Source organism: Nocardiopsis sp. CA-288880, assembly GCF_050955985.1.
Lineage (GTDB): Bacteria > Actinomycetota > Actinomycetes > Streptosporangiales > Streptosporangiaceae > Nocardiopsis > Nocardiopsis tropica.
In genome coordinates, this window is sequence record NZ_CP192105.1 from 4811794 (window position 1) to 4830832 (window position 19039).

The 19039-nt window shown below is 65.9% G+C and carries 14 protein-coding genes; 4 read left to right on the top strand and 10 right to left on the bottom strand.

What is annotated here, in order from left to right; translation table 11 throughout:
* Positions 1–25: 25 nt before the first annotated feature.
* On the bottom strand, positions 26–910 hold the full coding sequence (locus tag ACQPYD_RS20995; protein ID WP_433702094.1) for a helix-turn-helix transcriptional regulator: 885 nt from the start codon (positions 908–910) through the stop codon (positions 26–28).
* 198 nt (positions 911–1108) lie between these two features.
* Between ACQPYD_RS20995 and ACQPYD_RS21000 the strand changes: the two genes are divergently transcribed.
* From ACQPYD_RS21000 to ACQPYD_RS21015, 4 genes are all read left to right on the top strand, one after another.
* The gene (locus ACQPYD_RS21000) at positions 1109–1993 is read left to right on the top strand and encodes an aldo/keto reductase (RefSeq protein WP_433697305.1); all 885 of its coding nucleotides are present in this window, start codon (positions 1109–1111) and stop codon (positions 1991–1993) included.
* Between the two features lie 10 nt (positions 1994–2003).
* A complete protein-coding gene (locus ACQPYD_RS21005) occupies positions 2004–2993 on the top strand; it encodes an aldo/keto reductase (RefSeq protein WP_352986669.1) in 990 nt (329 codons plus the stop codon).
* A 366-nt stretch (positions 2994–3359) separates the two neighbouring features.
* Entirely contained in the window at positions 3360–3593 is a 234-nt protein-coding gene (locus ACQPYD_RS21010; protein ID WP_433697306.1) for a hypothetical protein, read from the top strand.
* Between the two features lie 92 nt (positions 3594–3685).
* Complete coding sequence (locus ACQPYD_RS21015) at positions 3686–4099, top strand: hypothetical protein (protein WP_433697307.1); 414 nt, start codon at positions 3686–3688, stop codon at positions 4097–4099.
* A gap of 45 nt (positions 4100–4144) precedes the next feature.
* Here ACQPYD_RS21015 and ACQPYD_RS21020 read toward each other — a convergent pair whose 3' ends face one another.
* The 9 genes from ACQPYD_RS21020 to ACQPYD_RS21060 all read right to left on the bottom strand — a co-directional run bounded on the left by ACQPYD_RS21020 (position 4145) and on the right by ACQPYD_RS21060 (position 19014).
* Positions 4145–4783 (bottom strand): hypothetical protein, encoded by a 639-nt coding sequence (locus ACQPYD_RS21020; protein WP_433697308.1) that lies wholly within the window; start codon positions 4781–4783, stop codon positions 4145–4147.
* Positions 4784–4795: 12 nt separating this feature from the next.
* Positions 4796–5182: a hypothetical protein gene (locus tag ACQPYD_RS21025; RefSeq protein ID WP_433697309.1), complete on the bottom strand. Its 387-nt coding sequence runs from the start codon at positions 5180–5182 to the stop codon at positions 4796–4798.
* 103 nt (positions 5183–5285) lie between these two features.
* Positions 5286–5768 carry a hypothetical protein gene (locus tag ACQPYD_RS21030; protein ID WP_433697310.1) on the bottom strand — a complete coding sequence of 161 codons (483 nt, stop codon included), beginning with the start codon at positions 5766–5768 and terminating at the stop codon, positions 5286–5288.
* A 421-nt stretch (positions 5769–6189) separates the two neighbouring features.
* Positions 6190–6495, bottom strand: a complete 306-nt coding sequence (locus ACQPYD_RS21035) for a hypothetical protein (protein WP_433697311.1) — start codon at positions 6493–6495, stop codon at positions 6190–6192.
* Between the two features lie 174 nt (positions 6496–6669).
* Positions 6670–7080 (bottom strand): DUF6896 domain-containing protein, encoded by a 411-nt coding sequence (locus tag ACQPYD_RS21040; RefSeq protein ID WP_433697312.1) that lies wholly within the window; start codon positions 7078–7080, stop codon positions 6670–6672.
* A gap of 128 nt (positions 7081–7208) precedes the next feature.
* Positions 7209–7775: a polymorphic toxin-type HINT domain-containing protein gene (locus tag ACQPYD_RS21045; protein ID WP_433697313.1), complete on the bottom strand. Its 567-nt coding sequence runs from the start codon at positions 7773–7775 to the stop codon at positions 7209–7211.
* Positions 7776–7973: 198 nt separating this feature from the next.
* On the bottom strand, positions 7974–8255 hold the full coding sequence (locus ACQPYD_RS21050; protein ID WP_433697314.1) for a hypothetical protein: 282 nt from the start codon (positions 8253–8255) through the stop codon (positions 7974–7976).
* A 57-nt stretch (positions 8256–8312) separates the two neighbouring features.
* Positions 8313–15425, bottom strand: a complete 7113-nt coding sequence (locus tag ACQPYD_RS21055; protein ID WP_433697315.1) for an RHS repeat-associated core domain-containing protein — start codon at positions 15423–15425, stop codon at positions 8313–8315.
* Positions 15426–15504: 79 nt separating this feature from the next.
* Positions 15505–19014: a LamG-like jellyroll fold domain-containing protein gene (locus ACQPYD_RS21060; protein WP_433697316.1), complete on the bottom strand. Its 3510-nt coding sequence runs from the start codon at positions 19012–19014 to the stop codon at positions 15505–15507.
* Positions 19015–19039 lie beyond the last annotated feature (25 nt).

The window sequence follows — 19039 nt, forward strand, 5'->3', positions numbered from 1 at the left end:
GGCCCGGGCTGCGCAGGGGGACGGGTCAGCGGGTGGCCGGGGGCTCCTCGGTGGAGAGCCGCTCCTGGTCGGCCGCCCAGGAGGCCAGCAGCTTGAGCCCGTCGGCCGCCGGTGAGTCGGCCGGCGCGGTGTAGACGTTCAGCTGCAGGCCCGGCTCGGAGGGGAGTTCCATCGCCTCGAAGTCGAGTTCGAGCAGGCCGACGGCCGGGTGGAAGAGCCGTTTGCGGCCGGAGCGGTGGAAGCGCACGTCCTGGGACGCCCATCTCTGCCGGAACAGCTCGCTGCGGGTCGAGAGTTCGCCGACCAGGGCGATGAGCGACTTGTCGTGCGGGTTGCGGCCCGCCTCCAGACGCAGCATCGCGGCCGCGTCGCGGACGACCTGGTCGTAGTCGACGAAGAACTCCCGGGCCGCCTCCGGCTGGAGGTAGACGAACCGGGCGGTGTTCGCCGGACGCCGCGGGTCCGCGAGCACGGGGGCGTAGAGTGCCCGGGCGAGCCGGTTCATGGCCAGCACGTCGTGGCGGCCGTTGCGGATCCAGGCCGGGGCGTCGGTGATCGCGTCGAGGACCTGTCGCAGCGCCGGTCGGACGGTCGCGGGGGCGCTGCGCCCGCGGCGCCCGCTCCGCGCGCCCGACTCCCGCGCGAGGGAGAAGAGGTGTTCGCGTTCGGCCTCGTCCAGCTGCAGCGCCGAGGCCAGGGCCTCGAGCACGCCCTCGGAGGCGCCGGCCAGGCTGCCGCGCTCCATGCGCACGTAGTAGTCCACCGAGACCCCGGCGAGCATCGCGACCTCCTCGCGGCGCAGCCCCTTGACCCGGCGGTTGCCCCCGTACGCCGGAAGGCCCGCCTGCTGCGGGGTGATGCGCGCCCGCCGCGAACTCAGGAATTCGCGGATCTCACTGCGCAGGTCCATCGTTGCCATGCCCCCACGGTAGGCGCACCGCCCGCGGCGTGGGAGGTACTGCCGTTACCCGGGACGGCCGCGGGACGGGGGCGCGCCCGGCCGGGGACGCGCCGGTCCGGCCGCCGGATCCGGTGCGTGGGGGGCACTGCGGGTACCCGTATCACCAGGTACTCCTCCGCAGGCCACCCCTGATCTAGCGTGGCGTACATGAGCATTCCGAGCGTCACTCTCAACAACGGCGTGGACATGCCGGTCCTCGGTTTCGGCGTCTACCAGACCCCGCCGGAGCAGACGATCACGGCCGTGGAGACCGCCCTGTCCACGGGCTACCGGCACATCGACACCGCCGCGGCCTACGGGAACGAGCGCGAGGTGGGCGAGGCGGTGCGCCGCTCCGGTCTGGCGCGCGACGAGGTCTTCCTCGAGACCAAGGTCTGGATCACCGACTACGGCTACGACGAGACCCTGCACGCCTTCGACAAGTCCGCCGGCAAGCTCGGCGTCGAGCAGCTGGACCTGCTGATCCTGCACCAGGCGCTGCCCGGCGAGTTCGAGCTGACCGTCCAGGCCTACAAGGCCCTGGAGAAGCTCCACGCCGACGGCAGGGTGCGCGCGATCGGCGTCTCCAACTTCATGCCCGACCACCTCGACCGGCTGCTCTCCGGGGCCGGGACCGTGCCCGCGGTCAACCAGATCGAGGTCCACCCCTACTTCCGGCAGTCGGAGCTGCTGGAGTACGACCGCGAGCGCGGCATCCTCAACCAGGCCTGGTCGCCGATCGGAGGCATCACGTTCTACCGCGACGGGTCGAAGGGCTCCACCCTGGAGGACCCGGTGATCGGGAAGATCGCGGACGCGCACGGCAAGACACCCGCACAGGTGATGCTGCGCTGGCACCTCCAGCAGGGCCGCCAGGTCATCCCCAAGTCGGTGACGCCGTCCCGGATCGCGGAGAACTTCGACGTGTTCGACTTCGAGCTCACCGGCGAGCAGCTCGCCGCCGTCGACGCGCTGGACACCGGCATCCGCGGCGGCCCCGAGGCCGCCGACATCACCCGCGAGAACTTCGGCATCGAGATCCCCGAGGCCTGAGGAGGCCGTCATGCACACGCGCACGCTCGGACAGGGCCTGGAGGTCTCCGCCGTCGGCCTCGGCTGCATGGGCATGTCCCAGAGCTACGGGCCCAACCCGGGGGACCGCGACGAGATGGTCGGCGTGATCCGCCACGCCGTGGAGGAGGAGGGTGTCACCTTCTTCGACACCGCCGAGGTCTACGGGCCCTACGCCAACGAGGAACTCGTCGGCGAGGCCCTGGCGCCCCTGCGCGACCGGGTCGTGATCGCCACCAAGTTCGGCTGGGACATCCAGGACGGCAGGATGGTCGGGACCGACTCCCGGCCCGAGCAGATCAGACGCGTCGCGGACGCGTCGCTGCGACGGCTGGGCACCGACGTGATCGACCTCTTCTACCAGCACCGGGTCGACCCCGACGTGCCGATCGAGGACGTCGCTGGGACGGTCGGCGAACTCGTCGCGGCCGGCAAGGTCCGCCACTTCGGACTGTCCGAGGCGGGCGCCGGGACGATCCGGCGGGCCCACGCGGTCCATCCCGTCACGGCGGTGCAGAGCGAGTACTCGCTGTGGACCCGCGACCCCGAGCCGGAGGTGCTGCCGGCCTGCGGCGAACTCGGCATCGGGTTCGTCCCGTTCAGCCCGCTCGGCAAGGGCTTCCTGACGGGGACCGTGGGTTCCTCGACCGAGTTCGCCGAGGGCGACATCCGCTCCACCATCCCCCGGTTCGACGCCGGCAACATCGACGCCAACGGGGCGCTGGTGGGGCACGTCCGCGCCCTCGCCGAGGCGAAGGGGGCCACGGCGGGCCAGGTCTCGCTCGCCTGGCTGCTCGCCCAGCATCCGTGGATCGTGCCGATCCCCGGCACGCGCCGCCGGGGCCGGGTGGCGGAGAACTCCGGGGCCACCCGGATCGCGCTCTCCGCCGACGAGGTCGCCGACCTGGACGCACTCGCCGCACGGGTGGGCGTCCGGGGGGACCGGTACAACGCCCGGGGGATGGCGATGGTCGGACTCTGACACGCCCGTGGTCGGGCCGGCCGGGACCCCGGTCGGCCCGGCCGCCGCGTGGTGGCCGGTCCGCGCGGTTCGGCGCTCCCGGCGGGCTCCGTGGCCGGGTCCGGACACGTCCCGCCCTCGCGCGCCGCAGTCCGCCTCCGGTAGCGTCGGTATGGTCACCCTTCGGGCGAACGGGAAGGCGCGAGCGAAGATCGAGGCACTGGCCCTGAGCGTTCTGGCTTCGTCTTTCCGGAGCCGTCACAGCTGGCGGAGCCTGCCCGGAAACTCGCCCTCCACCTCGGCCCCGCCACGCTCCTCCAGTTCCTCCTGGTCATCGCCGCGGGCCTGTTCGCCTGCAAGGTCGCCGCGGGGACCGCTGACCTCCTCGTGAGGATTCTGACCCACAAGGCCGCGCAGAGGTGGCCCGGACTGGAGCGGGCGGATCCCCGGCGCGGCCCGGCCGGGACGGGGCCTCCCGCCGCGGAGCCCCTCATCAGCCGGAACGAGTTCCACGGCGACGGAGCGGGCATCGTTGTCCAGGCCGGACGGATAGGCGAGCTGCACATCCACTCCCCCGGCCACGGTGGCGCCGGGACTGCGGCCGGGGACGGCGACGGCTGAACGGTCGGACCGTGCTGTACGCCCCGTCGGCGGCGGGGTACGCCCGGAAGCGTCCACGGGCGCGGCGGAACCGCACCGGCTACACTCCCCGCGTGCGCAGCGTGTTCGTCTTCCCCCCGGGCGAGCGGTCCGTGACCGCCGCCCTCCTGGACCGGAGCGTGCCCGGGCAGCGCGAGCCGTGGATCCTGGACGGCGCCCTCTACATCGACATCGACGACGAGGAGATGGGCCACCTGTTCTCCGACTGGGACCCCGACGACGTGGCGGTCCTCGAAGCGGTCGTCGGGCGCCGCCCCGCCTGGGCGGTGCAGATCGACGTCTCCGGGCGCGTGGACGGCATCGCGGAGGTCCACCGGGCCGTCGCACTGCTCCTCGCGCACGGCGGTGTGGCGGTCGACGACCACTCCGCCCACCCGTGGACTCTGCGGGAGATCGAGGCCGGGGCGGTGGTCGACGGCCGCCGCTTCTTCCGCCCCCGCTTCACCCCTCCCGGTCTGTACGGGTGATGAGGGCTTCGCTGCTTCCGCGCCCCGACTCGGGGAACCCCGTTCTCAGCTGCGCCAGGACCGGGCGGCAACGTCTCTGAAGCCGGCCGGCCTCGAACGGTCGCCTTCGATCAGGTCCACGACATCCAGAGCCTGCTCACCCGTCTTCCTGAGGGATCCTCTGTGCAGAACCAGGATCCCCCTTCTGGCGCTATCCCTGCGCCTCTGCACAAGGCCGAGGTCTCCTCGACCGATGACATCACCATGGGCCACACCGTTGGCGATCTGGAATATCAGCTCGAGGACCACGGTCCTCACATGGGGCGGAGGATCAGAAGCGAGAGCAGCCATCGCGAGGACCATGGTCGGCTCCGCCGCCTCGAAGAGCTGACCCTGGACGAAGACCGAGTTCTCGAGATCCCGGTAGTGGTCCATGGCGTCGTCCTCGGAGCCCTGGGAGACCAACTCCATGAAGCACACCGGAACGAAGGACGCGTCACCCGTCATCGTCCTGAACCCCGACCAGTCCCGCAGGCCAGCTTCGAACTCGACCGACTTCACGTTCACTCGAAGACCGTCCACAGGCCGCCTACGGTCGCCCTCGGCGACTCCACCCGATGAACGCGTGCACCAGACCCTCTCCGACCCGGGACACCGGAAGACGTTCAGAGAAACGACGTCGACCATGAGCTGGTCGGCTCTCACACCAGCCCACAGCTAAGAATCCGCAGCCCCCTCCGGCCACGTGAAGTCTTCGGGCGGACCGACGATCGCAGCTTCGATCTTCTGCACCCGGGAATCTGTCAGCAGGATCGCCCTCCATGAAGACGACCTCACGGCGAAAAGGCCATTTTCCGAATCCCGACGCAGGACTTCGAAGAACTCATTCCACCCGAACCTGGCCTCCGCAACATCAGGGTAGGAAGCATACCTGAACCTGTAAGTATCCAAGAACATCGAACTCTCCGCAACTGCGACATCGAAAGCCTCCCGAACGTCTCCGAATACTCCCTCCAGAATCTCCCCCGGAACGAATTTCAATGATCGACAGCCACTCTCGCGAAGCATCAATCTGAGCCTTAAGAAGGAAATCCGGTACTGCACCAAACCCCCACCAAGAGAACACTCTCACTAAATTCCAGAATGCATTATCATTCACTCAAGCCATGTCGGACCACAAAAAGATCAACTACATCACAAACAAAAATCAGCGCTCGGGGGCCTGAACAAAAATTACACGGCAAGCCACCGCCGCTTCACGAAAACCAGATTTTTCGTCCTTGATAAATTTGCCGACTTCGAGCGCGACATCAGGAGTCAGACCCGATTCCACATACCCCAACAAAGAACTTACAACGCTCCGCAGAGCCAGGATCTCAGCATCCTCCAACAGAAAGAAGTCTTCGTGCCCAACATCCAACGTGAACCACCTGAAGTCTACCCCCCAGGAAACAAGGCAGGCCGTGCGATATCTCCCGTCTCCCCTTTTTTTGAACCTTGCGAACAAGAAAGCAGTGGCATCACTTGGCATCCCCTCAACGAAACCAACTCGGCGCCTAGGCGGCTTCAGGCCGGGCCACATTTTACGACACAACTCCATAAGCTTCTCCCTCGGCAAGGACTTCACATTCCCAGGAATCGGATCGCCAGTCTTTCTTTCAGGAAAGAAGCCCCATTTATTTTCCATCATTCACAGTCAATTTCAATGGCATTTTTCCAATTAATTCCGCTAATTCTAAAATTCCTGCCGATCCTCACCCAGGACCTTCTTGTTCACTTAGACGCCACACCCTGCGAGATTTGCTCGAAGACCTTCTGCATCCGAGCTGGGGTCAGCTTCTCCAACGGCACATTGCCCAGGTGTGGTTAGGTCAGCGGTAAATTCGCTCGGCGGACTGATCTGGGGACCGAGCTGCTTTTCAGCTAAATCAGCGTTGGCGGGCACGGAAGAATGTCACCTTGAGTTTGAGCAGGATCGCAGCGTTCACCCAAGCCGACCTCACCCTCAACAATACATGGAGACACAATTTACCAAGAAGTCTCCAGTCCAATCAAATAACAGAGAACCAACAAGATCAGGAACTCAGACCTGAACGCTCGGACAAAAGTTTTCAATCCCCAGAGAAAATAAGCTTTCTATGCGGCCGCAAAGGCACCAACTCAGCCAATTCAATCAGCTCCTGAATCATAGGAGTCATTTCACCATCCTCGAAGGATCGAGACGCAGAACGAAGCTCTTCCAGGACCACTCCAACCTGACGGGAGTTAAATATGGTATCGCCATAAAGATCCACATAACCCAACATGGGGTACTCTTTGCGCGAATCTAGCCTTCGCAAGAATTCATTAATATTCTGACGAACACAGCGAGACATGACGGCGCCGCCGTATTCACACACCAGCACACTGACCGACAACTAGAGCACCTCCACATCAACCATGAGAAAAGGAAGCATCACCTGGACCCCGAGATGCGCAGGACATTCACCGGACAGCTGTGGATGGCACCTGCCCCCGCATCTGCGCGAGCGGAAAGCACGAACTCTCATACTTCTCAATGATTACCAGAAAGAGAATCAAAATGGGTAATATTAAATTTTCGAGATCCCGAAGAATTCTGCCCCCGAGCTTTCCAACTCTCCCATTTCAACGAGCCTCCGACAAGCAAGAACAAGGTCCCTACGGGAAAATTTGTCATCTCCACCAAGACTCTCTAGGTAGATGGAAATCCGCCACGAATTGAACACTTCATGCCCGCCATCATCAATATCCACATCGACTTCTCGCCCCTCAGGACCCCTAATCAGGCAGCCAATCCCATGGACCGTGTAAGACACACCATCAGCAAGGACCGCTTCGCGGGGAATCTCCCCCTTCTGCGCCATGTAAACAATATCTCGAACACAGCCAGCGCCGCCGACTCGATCAATTACTAGACCTCGAAGCACGCGCAAAGAGGAAACAAAAGACCGGACTGCATCCAACGGCAAATATTCACTCATCAGCGAATCCTGTCAGAGCCAACACCATGCCAGAACTGCAAGCCATCATTGAGGTCTTGATATCCCCTGTTCGGAAGTTCCACTCGAACATATAGCACGTCGATTCCAGAACGCTTTGCCGCAGAAATTCAATGGCGACCATCAATAACGAGAAGTCTTTCTCCATGCCCCACCACAGCAATTGGATCGACCTGCCATCCGTCATTTTTCATTCTGTCGGCTAGCTTACACACGTTTCGCGATGAAGCATTTCCTTGAATCGAATGATTTCGTTCTAGGTTCCATAGTGAAGTGACTCCACACGGATCGTCATTGTGAACCAGAGGAGACGAGTTCCCTATGGCCACATGGTAGGTGTGGACACCTCGGACGGTCAGGTTATGGACCGTCGCAGGCTGGGTCCAGGCCTGGACCGCGGAGACCTGGACCCAGGTGCCGGAGGAGGTCTGCAGCCACGTCCCCGGGGCCAGGTCGACCGCGTCGACCCACTGCCCCAGGTCGGGCACCCAGAACGGGTACTCATCGGTCGCGATGACCACGTCCCCCGCCGTTACCGGGCCAGAGACACCCGACTGCTCGGACTGCTCACCTGCGTTGTCGGAACCGGTGCTCTCACCGACCGCATCGCTCTCGGTAGTCGGGTCCACCGTGATCTGCACCAGGTGCTTGGCACCCGACCCGACGATCGTGGCCAACACCGTCCGCGCGGTCCGCTCACCGAAATTAACCCCAATTCGGCCGCAACGGCGATCAGCTCCTGATTGTCGCTCTCTCCTGCCGAGCATTCAGGCAGGCATGCGACAAACCTGGTAAATACGTCTCCAAATTGCACTGGCCACGCTGAAATATCACACAAAAAGTAACATTTCTTCGTTTGGGCAAGCATGGAAATATTAAAATTTACTATAACCACCCCTGGAGAATTCTTCAAGCAAATCAATCATCACTTCAATTAAATGAACTTCCACCCCAGGAGGAATTTGATCTATCGAAAAACCTTCTTCGAGCCCAGATGGAACCTCTTTTTCAATAAGAACATAGGACCAATGGCGACTAATTCGACCAGTGGCCAAGCGCTCACATACCCAGGCTTGAAATCCATCCAGCATTTGGCCACCGAAAGCAAGGTTGAACCCCTCCACGAAGGCAACTGCCGTGACAAATCGATCATCCATTAAATACATTCTTCGGCGCTCCCTCAAGTGGAAGCAGAGCCTACGAATTTCCATCGCTTATCTCAAATCCGGACGCTCAACCATTTCGATATACTCTCCGTAATCCCATTGCTGGCGGTAGGCCCCAACCTCCATTCCCCGAGATCCCGTGAACCCATCATAAGCCCTATCATCTTTCACGACAACGAAGTGTTCTGTCCATTTACCGTGAGGATCTCGCACCGATGGCCCAAGAGAGGGAGCGCCCATAGAGTCTCTCACCTCATATACTTCACCACCGATTTTATCCCGAATTTTTACCGCACATTCCTTACAGTTATCCATGGTAGGAATGGGCCATCCATCTGGCCCATCCTGACAAGCCATGGCGTTATGGTTCAGGATGCCTAGCGATCCCGCACCCACGTGGAACGTGTGGACGCCCTGGACGGTCAGGTTATGTACCGTCGCAGGCTGGGTCCATGCCTGGACTGCGGAGACCTGTACCCAGGTGCCGGACGAGGTCTGCAACCACGTGCCCGGGGCCAGGTCGACCGCGTCGACCCACTGCTCCAGGTCGGGCACCCAGAACGGGTGCTCGTCGGTCGCGATGACCACGTCCCCCGCCGTTACCGGGCCAGGGATGCCCGAATGCTCGGCCTGCTGGCCTTCAGTTTCGGAACCGGTGTCCTCATCAGCCGCTTCGCGCTCGGTGGTCGGGTCCACCGTGATCTGCACCAGGTGCTTGGCACCCGACCCGACGATCGTGGCCAGCACCGTCCGCGCGGTCTGCTCACCGGTCTCCGGATCGGTCGCCAACACCTTCTCGCCGACATCGACCTCTTCGATGGGTCTGGTCGACCCGTCGGCCATCACCACCCGTGTACCGGGCACGAAGCTGTTACCGGGTGCGCAGAGGTTGTCGACCTTGCGGTTGGCCCTGATCAGGCCGTTGACCCCGTCGATCAGCTCACCGCCGAGCTCGGCGATCCTACGCCCCAGTTCTGCGGCCTTGCCCCATCTGAGCCCGTACTTGACGGCGATCTTGCCCGCCAGGCCACCCACGAACATCGACGCGACGTTCAGCGCCGTCTCACCGCACGCCCCCAGATCACCCGTGGTGAAGCACTCCAGGCCGGCCGTGATCCCCAGCTCGTCCGCGACCAGCTGCGCCAGCCCCGCCGCGGCGGCGATCAGCTTCTGCCTGGCCTCCTCCTTCTCCCGCTGGGCGTCCAGATAGGCCTGTGACGGCCCCCGCTGCGCCTGGTACGTCGTTCCGCCACCGCCGGAACCGCTCCTGTAGTGCCCGCTGGTCTGCCGGCGATAACGTTCTGTCGCGTCCCTGAGAGCAGTGGGATTGTTCTGGTGGTTGTACTGCTGGTGCCACAACCACTTGTCCTGCGCCAGCTGAGCGCCTGGAGAGACCCGCGACGGGCGAGCACTCCCCTTGTGCCCACCGATCAGCATCAACCCGTCGGGGTCGGTGAAGGTGACCGGGTTGTTGTTGGCGTAGGTGTAACCGTGCATCTGCTGGTGGTCGGTCACGTCCATGAGCGGGTCCACCGAGATGAACCGGCCCAGGCCCGAGTCGTAGGCGCGCGCCCCCAGCTGGGTCAGCCCGGTGGAGGCGTCGATCGTGCCGTCAACGAACCCGCGCTCTGCGGGCCACGCGCCCGCGCTGCCCCGTTCGGTGCCGAACACGGTGGTGTGCCGGTGGGTCGTCTCCCCGGTGCGGGCGTCGATCGCGACCTGTCCGGTCCCGTGGTGGTCGGAGTGGATCCATGACAGGGTGCCGTCGTTGTTGCGCACGGCCACGGTCTCGCCGGCGAAGGAGTAGAACCGGGTGGCCTCCTTGATCAGGCTCTGCCGGTCCAGGCGCAGCTCCATGCCGGGCAGGTACAGGGTGGAGGCGTCCGGGGCGTGGCGGATCAGGCGCTGGCCGTCGGCGTCGTAGACGTAGGAGGTCTGGGAGCCGTCCTCCTCGGTGACGCGGTCCAGATTGCCCTCGGCGTCCCACTCCAGGTCCTGGTCGCGGGCGGCGGTGGTGCGGCCGGTCATGTTCCCGGCCTCGTCGTAGGCGTAGGTCTCCAGTCGGTCGCCGCCCGGGCTGGTCTGCTCGACCTGGGTCAGCGCCTGCGGGCGCAGTCCGGTCGTGTCGCCGTGGGTGTAGGTACGGGTGATGTCCCCGGCGGGGCCGTGCTGGACCTCGGTGGTGCGGTTGCCCAGGGTGTCGTAGGTGTAGGCGTGCCAGTAGGGTGCGGCTCCGCCCAAGGCGTCGGCCGAGGGCTCGGCCGCGCAGGCTTCGTCACCGGTGGCGTCAGGGGTCCACACGCCGGTCATGCGGCGCATGTGGTCGTAGGTGAAGCACTGCACATCCGACTGGAGGTGCTCGGCGGTGGGTTCGTCGCGCAGATTGAGGACGTTGCCCGCGTCGTCGTAGGTGTAGTACTGGTGCACCAGGGAACCGGTGACACCGCGTTCGGGAACCAGGGTGGTCTGGGCCATGCGCCCGGTGGCCTGGTCGTAGTGCCGGGTCAGGTAGGTGGCGTGGGTGCTCGAGTCGCCGATGTCCATCGTGCGCTGGCGCAGCTCACCGGTGTTGCTGTAGACGGTGGCGGCGACGTAGTCGGTGAACCCGGACATGTGGGTGGGCATGCCGAGGTCGTTGTACGTGTAGGCCACCGACTCGGTGCCCAGGCCTCCGACGGCGGGCATCCGCTGTGACTGCACGGTGCCGTCGGGGTTGTAGGCAGTGGTGAAGCGGTACCGTCCAGCGAGCCCGGGCTCGCTGGAGGGAATCAGGACCTCGGTGGCCAGGGGCCGGTAGAACTGGTCGTAGTTCACCACCCGAGACGTGTAGGCGTTGCCGTCCACGTACCGGGTGGAGGAGGTGAGGTGCCCCTCCGCCAGAGTGTCGTAGACCCACTTGGCGCGCAGCGGCCCCTCCGGTGAGTCGTCGTGCAGGCCTACCTGGCGGCCGAGGGCGTCGTAGGAGTGGGCGAGTGTCTGGCCGCGGGCGTCGGTGGTGGTCACCAGCTGGTCGAGCCGGTTGTAGGTCATCGTGTTGGTGCCCGCGATGGGATCCTCGGTCTGGACCAGGCGACCGCGCAGGTCGTAGGTGTAGGTCCAGGTGTTGCCCTCGGGGTCGGTGACCGTGGCCAGTTCGTCGTTCTTGGCGTACGTGTAGGTGATGGCGTCGTAGTCGCCCTCAGGGGTGGGGCTGTGATGGGTGCGTACCTCGGTCAGGCGCCCCTGGGCGTCGGTGATGGAGGTAGCGGCCACGCCTCCGTCGGGCGGAGTGAGCAGGGTGCGGTCCCCGTGGTGCTCGGTACTGGTACGCCAGCGCTCCTCGCCGAACCCCACATGCAGGAGGTCGGTGACGCGTCCTGCCCCGTCGTAGAGGGTTTCGGTCTGGCGGGGGATGTCGGCGTCGTCAGCGGCCACGAACAGGGTGCCGCTGGGCTCCTCGGTGTTGTAGTAGGCCTCGCGTTCTTTCACCACCTGGCCCCGGGTGTCGTGGAAGGTGTCGGTGATCAGCCGTCCCCCTTCCTCTGCCGGACTGGGGGTCTGGGTCTGGCGCAGGCGCAGGAAGGCGTCGAAGATCTCGTAGCCGGTGGCGTACTCGGTCGAGGTGCGCAGAGTGTGCGTGACGATGGAGGTGGGCGCGTCCTGGCGGATGTGGTACTCGAACTTCGCGGTCGGGGTGTCTGTGTCGGGGTTCCGGTCCGGCAGCCACACGCTCGTGAGACGGCCGAGCGGGTCGTAGGCCATGTGCATGGTGCGGCCGTTGGCGTCGGTCTCGGCCACGGGCATCCCGCGCGCCGGGTCCACGACCGTGGTTGTGGTGTGTCCCGCCGGGTTGGTCTCGGTCACCGACTCCGGTAGCCCCACGGCGGTCTGGGTGTAGTCGGTGGTGGTCACCCCGCCGTTGGCGTTCGTCTCGGCGACGGTGTTGCCGAAGGAGTCGAACTCGGCTTCCTGCACCGTCTGGTAGACGGGCTCGCCGCCTGAGTAGGAGTCGAGCTTCTCCGTGCGGGTGGGCAGACCTCGGGTCGGTTCCTCACCGTGGCCGCCGCCGTCGTAGAGGACGAGTTCATCGGTGACGACGTCCTCGGGGCGTTCCGGGGTCTCTCCGCAGTCCACGGCCAGTGTCTCGGTACGTGAGACGAGGTTGAGGATCCAGGCGTCGGTGTTGCTGAGGTAGGTGGTGTGGACACACTTCTCGTCACCGGCAACGTCCACGTCGCCGTGGTCGCGCGTGCGGGTGATGACGCCGTCGTCGTTGAGGGTGTGGTCCACCCGTGCGTGGCGCCAGGTGCCGTCAGCGAGGCGGGCGAAGCTGTCCACCCGTTCGGTACGGATCATGTGCGCGGTCTGGCTGCCCCAGTCGTGGGTGACCTCGGCGGTCTTGCGCAGCCAAGGAGTGGTGATCTCCCGGGAGATCTCCTGACCGCCCTCGCCATCGCGGACGATGGTCTCCAGGAGGGCGCCGTTGAGCTCCTTGTGGTCGGTGTGCTCGACGCCGTGGGAGTCGGTGACGGAGACGTCCCTGGTACCGCTCGACTGTTTGTCGCCGTCCATGCCCTGGAAGTACAGGTACTCGGTCTCGGTCCGGGCCTCGCCGGCGTGACCGGTACGAACGATCACGCGGTCGTAGCCGCGCCAGTCCGCCCAGGTGCGGTACTCGTCCTCGACCATGCCGTCGGCCTCGGTGTAGCGCCAGGCCGGTGTTCCCACGTAGTCGTAGCTGGTGGTCAGAGTCGGCTGGTCGGTGACCAGGTCGAGTTCGTTGACCTCGGTGACGACGTACTTGTGGAACCAGTCGGTCAGCTCCGCACCGCCCTCAGGGGTCCACTTCACCGGGTAGCAGCGCTTGGTGTTGTCGTGCGGCTGCGGTGTCTTGCCCGGTTCGCATTCGGGCGCGGAGTAGGTGATGTCGAGCTGTCCGCCGGTCTCGGTGCGGACCTCGGTGATGCGCCATCGCAGCATCGGCGCGATGTCGTCGGTGGGTGAGTCCACCCGGTTGGGCATCTGGGTGCCGCCGAAGGTGACCTTGGGCAGCGACTCGGTACCGCCGACGTGGCCGGTGTGCTCGATGGAATCCAGCCACAGGGTCGGGCCGGTGCCGTCGCCTGCTTCGGGGAAGGAGTGCTCCAGGGCCCAGGAATCGACCTTGGTGTACTCGTCGCCGTTGTGGATCTGGGTGGTGACGGCGTCGAGCTTCGTGGTGGACCAGAAGGTGGGCGAGTGCTTGCCCGCACAGGAGGAGCCCGACTTGCAGTCCTGGTCCAGGGGGACGTCAGGCCAGTGCTCGGCGTTGTCGGAGGTGCGCTCCTCGGCCGCGCAGTCGAAGGAATCGGTGACCAGGCAGCGTTCGGAGGTGGAGAAGGTCACGCGAGCCGGGGCAGTGGCATAGGCGTCGTCACTGCGCAGCCCGTACTCGATGCGCTTGATATTGGCGGCGCGCACGTAGGGAGTGGCGGTGTTGGTGAGGTTGCGGCCGTAGTGGTTGGTCTCGGCGTCGTAGTAGAACGTCATGACGTTGCCGTGCACGTCCACGACGTGATCGAGGTTCCACTTGTAGGCCTGCTGGCACCAGGACTCGGCGAAGGTGGAGTCGTAGCAGGGCTGTCCGGACTCGGCCGCGTAGATGGGCATGGTCTGAGCGGAGTCGGTCTCGGGGTCACCGCTGGACCAGCCGGGCAGGCGATTGCGGCCGAAGAAGTACTGGGTGCCGTCGGGGGTGGTGACCTTCCAGTGCTCGCCCTCGTGCGCGCCGTTGGCAGCGCCGGTGAGCCTTTCGACCTTGGTGCCGTCGTCGTTGGAGAGCCGGTAAGTACCGTCATCGTGTTTGATGAGCGCACCGGAGTGTCCGCTCATGGACAAGGTGACATTGTCGGTGTTCCAGCACAGGTCACCGGTCCTGTGTCCGGAGTCGGCGCAGGCGGTGTAGCGGCGTTCGATGGAGCCGGGGGCGTAGGAGAACCCGTCGCCGATCCAAGAGGTCTGGTTGTTGGAGGTGGCCACGCGTCCGTCCACCCCGCCGGAGGAGTAGCTCAGGCCCATGGCGGGGACGAGCGCGCTGGGCGCGGGTGGGGCGGACAGGTCGTAGGACCAGGAGAAGTCGCCCGACTGGGTGTTGACGTTCCAGGTGGAGGAGGGGGAGAGCTTGGTGGCCCGGTAGTCGCCGTTGCCCCCGGAAGGGGCGGAGGCGATGGCGAACAGGGACCCCTGAGCGGGGGCGGCACTCACGACGGCGGACAGGCTCTGGTCCGCAACGCTGTTGTCGAGGAGCTGGGGTGCGTCGAAGGCGACCGTGTCATCCGCCGAACAGGAGTCGTCCAGGACACAGGGGTCGAGTTCCACGACGCGCAGGCGGGAGGCGTAATCACCGCCGAACGCGGCGGCGAACTCGGAGTAGTCCACCTCCATCCGGACCGGCGCGATGGTCGGCGAGTCATCGGTGCGGGTGATGTTGACGAGCAGGCCGTGCACTCCGGCCGTCTCGGCGTCGGCCTGGTCCAGGACCTCGACCTGGACCGACTCGACAGGGTCGGGGGAAGCGAAGGCATCTACCTCGGGCTCGTCCGCGGCGACGGGGTCTCTGCGCATCTCGTTGTGCTGGGGAGACGGACCTGTGGACGGGGAAGGCTGCGCGCCCTGCGGTTCCTCTTCCGCGGCGGTGTCCGGATCGGGCTCCTGTGTCGGAGGGTCCTCGCTCGGCGGTTCCTCCGCCGAAGGCGTCTCCTCCGAAGCGGGAGTCTCCTCCTCGGGCGGGTCGGACTCGGGGATCGGGGGCGCCCATTCACCCCAGTGCTCGGGGACCTCCCAGCCGGCGAGGTCCTCCTCTGCCACAGCCGTGACCGTGACCGGTGACTGCTCCTGTGCCCCGAGCGTCCTCGCCTGTGCTCCGCCCAGGTCCACCTCGGTGGCCGAGGCCTCGGGCCAGTCGACCTGCTCCGGCTCGGTCACGTCCGCTTCGGCGACCGCGTTGCTTCCTGCCGAGGCCTCGGCGACCAGGTCCCGCCCCTCCACGGAGGGCAGGTCCTCCACCTCCGGGCGCGGGTTGTAGGCCGTGGCGGACGCCGGAAGGGTATTGAGCAGTCCGGCCATGAGGACGAGGCCGACCGAGTAGGTAAGGCCTCGGCGGATAGGACCGAGACGGACGGGGGTGTCACTGCGCGGGGTCACAGCAGTCCTCCTGGCCCCGCCCGAACGGGCAGGGGACGATCACGGGGTGGGGGGTGGGGGATGTGGCGACGGGGCAGCCTCAAGTGCTGGGGAAGACGCCGTCCCGGACGTGGTGGATACCGCGCTGGTCGAGTACTCCCTGGTAGGCGTGGACGTCATCGACGTCGCCGGTCCAGTGGTAGGCGTTGGAACCGCTGTGCTGGGCGCTGCCGATCCGGAAAGGGCCGTCGGCGTGCCAGGCGTGGTCCACCGGCACGCGGGACTCCTCGAAACCGTTGACGTAGAGCACCAGCTCTCCGGTGGCGTGGTCGTAGACACCGGCCAGGTGGCTCCACTCCCCCAGACCGGCGGCGGTCGTGGAGTAGGCGTAGGTCCATCCGGCCGAACCGGAGGTGGGAGCTTCGTCGTGAGGAGCCATCTTGAACACCCACGCTCCACGCGACCCCTGGTAGCCGAGATGGAACCCGCTCTGGAACTCGCCTGCCTGACTCACCGCGGTGGTGTTGACCGCCTCACCGGTCTCGTCCAGGCGCACCCATGCCGAGACGCTGAGGCTCCTGTCGGTGCGCAGGGCGGGTCCGGTCGCTTCGACGTACTCTTCAACGCCGTTGAGACGCAGCCCCGGAGATGCGGTGAACGAGTTCTCCGCCAGGTTCCACGCCGTGGCGGGATCGGCCTTGAGGACGGCGTCGAGTCCGTGGTCGGTGGCGTCGGCCACCGCGGTTCCCTCGTACTCGTCGAGCATCCATCGGCCCTGGGCTGCCACCGGCTGGTTGGCCAGGCGCCACACCTCGGAGTCGGTCTCGGACTCGGACACCGTCTCGTCCAGCACGAGCCTGTCCCAGACCTTCGCGTCGTCGATCGCGCCGGGCCAGTAGTAGTTGCCGACTCCCTGGAAGAGGGCGCGCCCCACGGTGAGCGGCCCCCGGGCGTTCCACGGTCCGGTGTGGGTGTCCGTCCCCTGCTCGACGCCGTCGACGAACAGGGTGATCTCACCGGTCTGCGCGTCGTGGGTACCGAGCAGGTGGGTCCACACCCCGACCTCGGCGGGTACGGGAGACGTGACGCTGGCCCACTCGCGTGAGCCGTCCCAGTACTCGTCCTCCGGGGACATCTTGAAGACCCACTCACCTGTGTTGCCCTGGTAGCCGAGATGGAAGGCGCTCTGTTCCTCGCCTTCCTGGGCGACGGCTGTGTGGTGGGCGTGGGCGCGGTCCAGCCTGACCCACGCCGAGACGGAGAAGGTTCCTGAGGTGTCAACGGCCGAGGCGTCAGCGGTGATCTCGTCGTAAGGTCCGGGGTCGCCGGCGGTGTAGCCGCTGGTGTGGACGGCAGTGCCCTCCAGGCGGGGGGTGGGGTCGGTGTCGGGGTTGTCCACCGAACCGACGCGTCCGCGGATCCAGTCCACCCCCTCGGAGAGGGTGGCGCCCTGGTCTGGGTTGGCAGTGTCAGCGGCGCGGTTGCCCTGTCCTTCGTCGAAGGTGTAGTGGGCGACCGGGTCGCTGGGGGCGGCCACGAGGAAGGAATAGGCGAGCACGCAGTCGGAGGAGTTGCCGAAGGCGTCGACCGTGCGCGCGTAGACCCAGTTGGGCCCCTCCAGGCGCGGGGTGAGGGTCACCGTCACCTCGCCTCCTGGCTGCGCGGGCTCGGCCTCGGTGACACAGGAGTCGTCGTTGAGGGCGTAGAAGTAGCTCTGGGCGTTCTCGACACCGTTGTTGGAGAGGGTGAACTCACCGGGCAGTCCAGGGGAACCGTGGAACTCGTCCCCGGCCGGATAGTCGGTGGAGCTGACCGAGGGGCCCTGTTCGGGGCGGGCGGTGCTGACCATCAGGTAGCAGTAGCCGGTCCATCCAGACCAGGAGGTGCCGTCGTTGGCGTTGGCGCGGTAGCCAATCAGCACGTCCTCGGGCAGTTCACCGGAGCGCACCGACTGGTAGGAGCCCGAGGACCAGACGGCCACTTTGGTGGAGGAGGAGTCCACTTCGCCGACCTGCTCACCGTCCACCCACCAGGCGAAGCGCGTCTTGACCTTCTGGCGGTTGGCGGAGGTGGAGTCACGGTCGCGGACGTAGGCGGTGAAGGTGGGCCGGGTCTCGTTGACCAGGCGCGGGTTGTCCGTGTCGGTGGAGCAGGTGCCGCCGTGGGAGTCCGAGACCTTGGTCGGGATCTCGGGCGGGTTGTTGTAGTCCACCTGCAGGGTCGGGTTGGAGTCGAAGCGCCGCCAGTCGTGGTTGCTGGAGGACTTGCTCTCGTTGCCGCGCAGGCCCAGCGTGGTGGTGGCGTTACCCGCGTCACGGCTGAACACGTACCCGTCGGTGGCATCGAACTCCACCGTCGGGGAGGTGCCGCCGGGACAGTTGGAGCGTCCGGCGTTGATGGTCCTGGTATCGAGCCTGGTGTTCCAGAACGCAGTGGTGTTCTGCCTGCTCCAGGTGGTGGAGGAGGAGATGGCGTCGGTGCGCCACAGTTGGATCTGCGCGTTGGTGCACCCGTAGGCGTGGGTGACCCTGGGACGGAACGTGACCCGGGTGATGTCGGCGTCGCGGGTGCGCGAGTCGACGTTGAAGCGCCAGAACGCGCGCTTGGTACTGCCGTCGCTGGGTTCGTAGCCGACGCCGGGGTCGTGGGAAGTGGAGTAGTTCCAGTACGACTGGCTCGGGTAGTTGGCGTCGACGTAGGTGCGGCCCACCCTGCTTACGGCGAGAGAGGGGTCGATGTAGACGGGGTAAGCGGTCTCGGCGTCGCCGAGCATGGCCGCGTCGGGTACCAGTCGGATGCTGTCGGTGGTCAGGTCCACGTCCAGGAGTGCGGTGCACGCTCCCATGGGGGCCATCAGCGTGGGGTCCTCACCGGTCTCCTGTGCGCCGCCGGAGTCCCACATGGCCGGGGCGACCGCGGTGAAGACGCTCTCATGGCCCAGGTCACCGAGGGCTTCCAGGGTGCCGTTCTCGGCCAGGCGCATGGTGACACCGGTGGTGGCCAGAGTCATCTCGAGCTCGGCGAGATCCTCGTGGAGGGCTGCTTCCGGCGTGTGTACCACCAGCACCTGTCCGAACCCGTCCACCCCCGCGGTGAGGACCAGGTCCACATCCGGTAGGACGTCGGCGTAGGTGGCCTGGGGGCCGTCGATGGTAGGGACCGGCAGGTCCTGGTGCCAACCCAGGTCGACGGAGTTGGAGCCGATGCCGATGCCGGCCAGGGCCCGGTCTCCCCCGCCGGAGAAGGCGATGTCCGCGCTGACCGACCTTGGGCGAAGGCGGCCGTCCGAGGCCACGACCAGGTCGGTGTCGACCGGCGTCCAGCCTTCCTGGGTCCTGACCCGCACCGGGAAGGCGCTCTGCTCCATGGTGAAGCTGCCGTCGGGGTTGGCGAGGTGTCGGGTGGTCTCGGTGGTGGCGGCGGTGATCTCGACGGCTTCGCCGGTCTCCTGGACCTGTCGGAGCGCCTCCCCCTCCAGGAGCTCGGCAGTGGCCACCGACCCATCGTCCTCGGACAGGTCCGGTGCCGCATGGGAGGTGGAGGCGAGGAAGGGCGTGAGCAACACGGCCGACAAAACGGCAGCGCTCAGTGCTGGCACGGCGCGGGGCATGGCAAAGTGCTCTCTAGCCCAGAAG

What these genes read in the sequence shown, in the direction of transcription:
- ACQPYD_RS20995 (WP_433702094.1), bottom strand. Translation starts at nt 910, where the DNA reads ATGGACCTGCGCAGTGAGATCCGCGAATTCCTGAGTTCGCGGCGGGCG.
- ACQPYD_RS21000 (WP_433697305.1), top strand. Translation starts at nt 1,109, where the DNA reads ATGAGCATTCCGAGCGTCACTCTCAACAACGGCGTGGACATGCCGGTC.
- ACQPYD_RS21005 (WP_352986669.1), top strand. Translation starts at nt 2,004, where the DNA reads ATGCACACGCGCACGCTCGGACAGGGCCTGGAGGTCTCCGCCGTCGGC.
- ACQPYD_RS21030 (WP_433697310.1), bottom strand. Translation starts at nt 5,768, where the DNA reads ATGATGGAAAATAAATGGGGCTTCTTTCCTGAAAGAAAGACTGGCGAT.
- ACQPYD_RS21040 (WP_433697312.1), bottom strand. Translation starts at nt 7,080, where the DNA reads ATGAGTGAATATTTGCCGTTGGATGCAGTCCGGTCTTTTGTTTCCTCT.
- ACQPYD_RS21050 (WP_433697314.1), bottom strand. Translation starts at nt 8,255, where the DNA reads ATGGATGATCGATTTGTCACGGCAGTTGCCTTCGTGGAGGGGTTCAAC.
- ACQPYD_RS21060 (WP_433697316.1), bottom strand. Translation starts at nt 19,014, where the DNA reads ATGCCCCGCGCCGTGCCAGCACTGAGCGCTGCCGTTTTGTCGGCCGTG.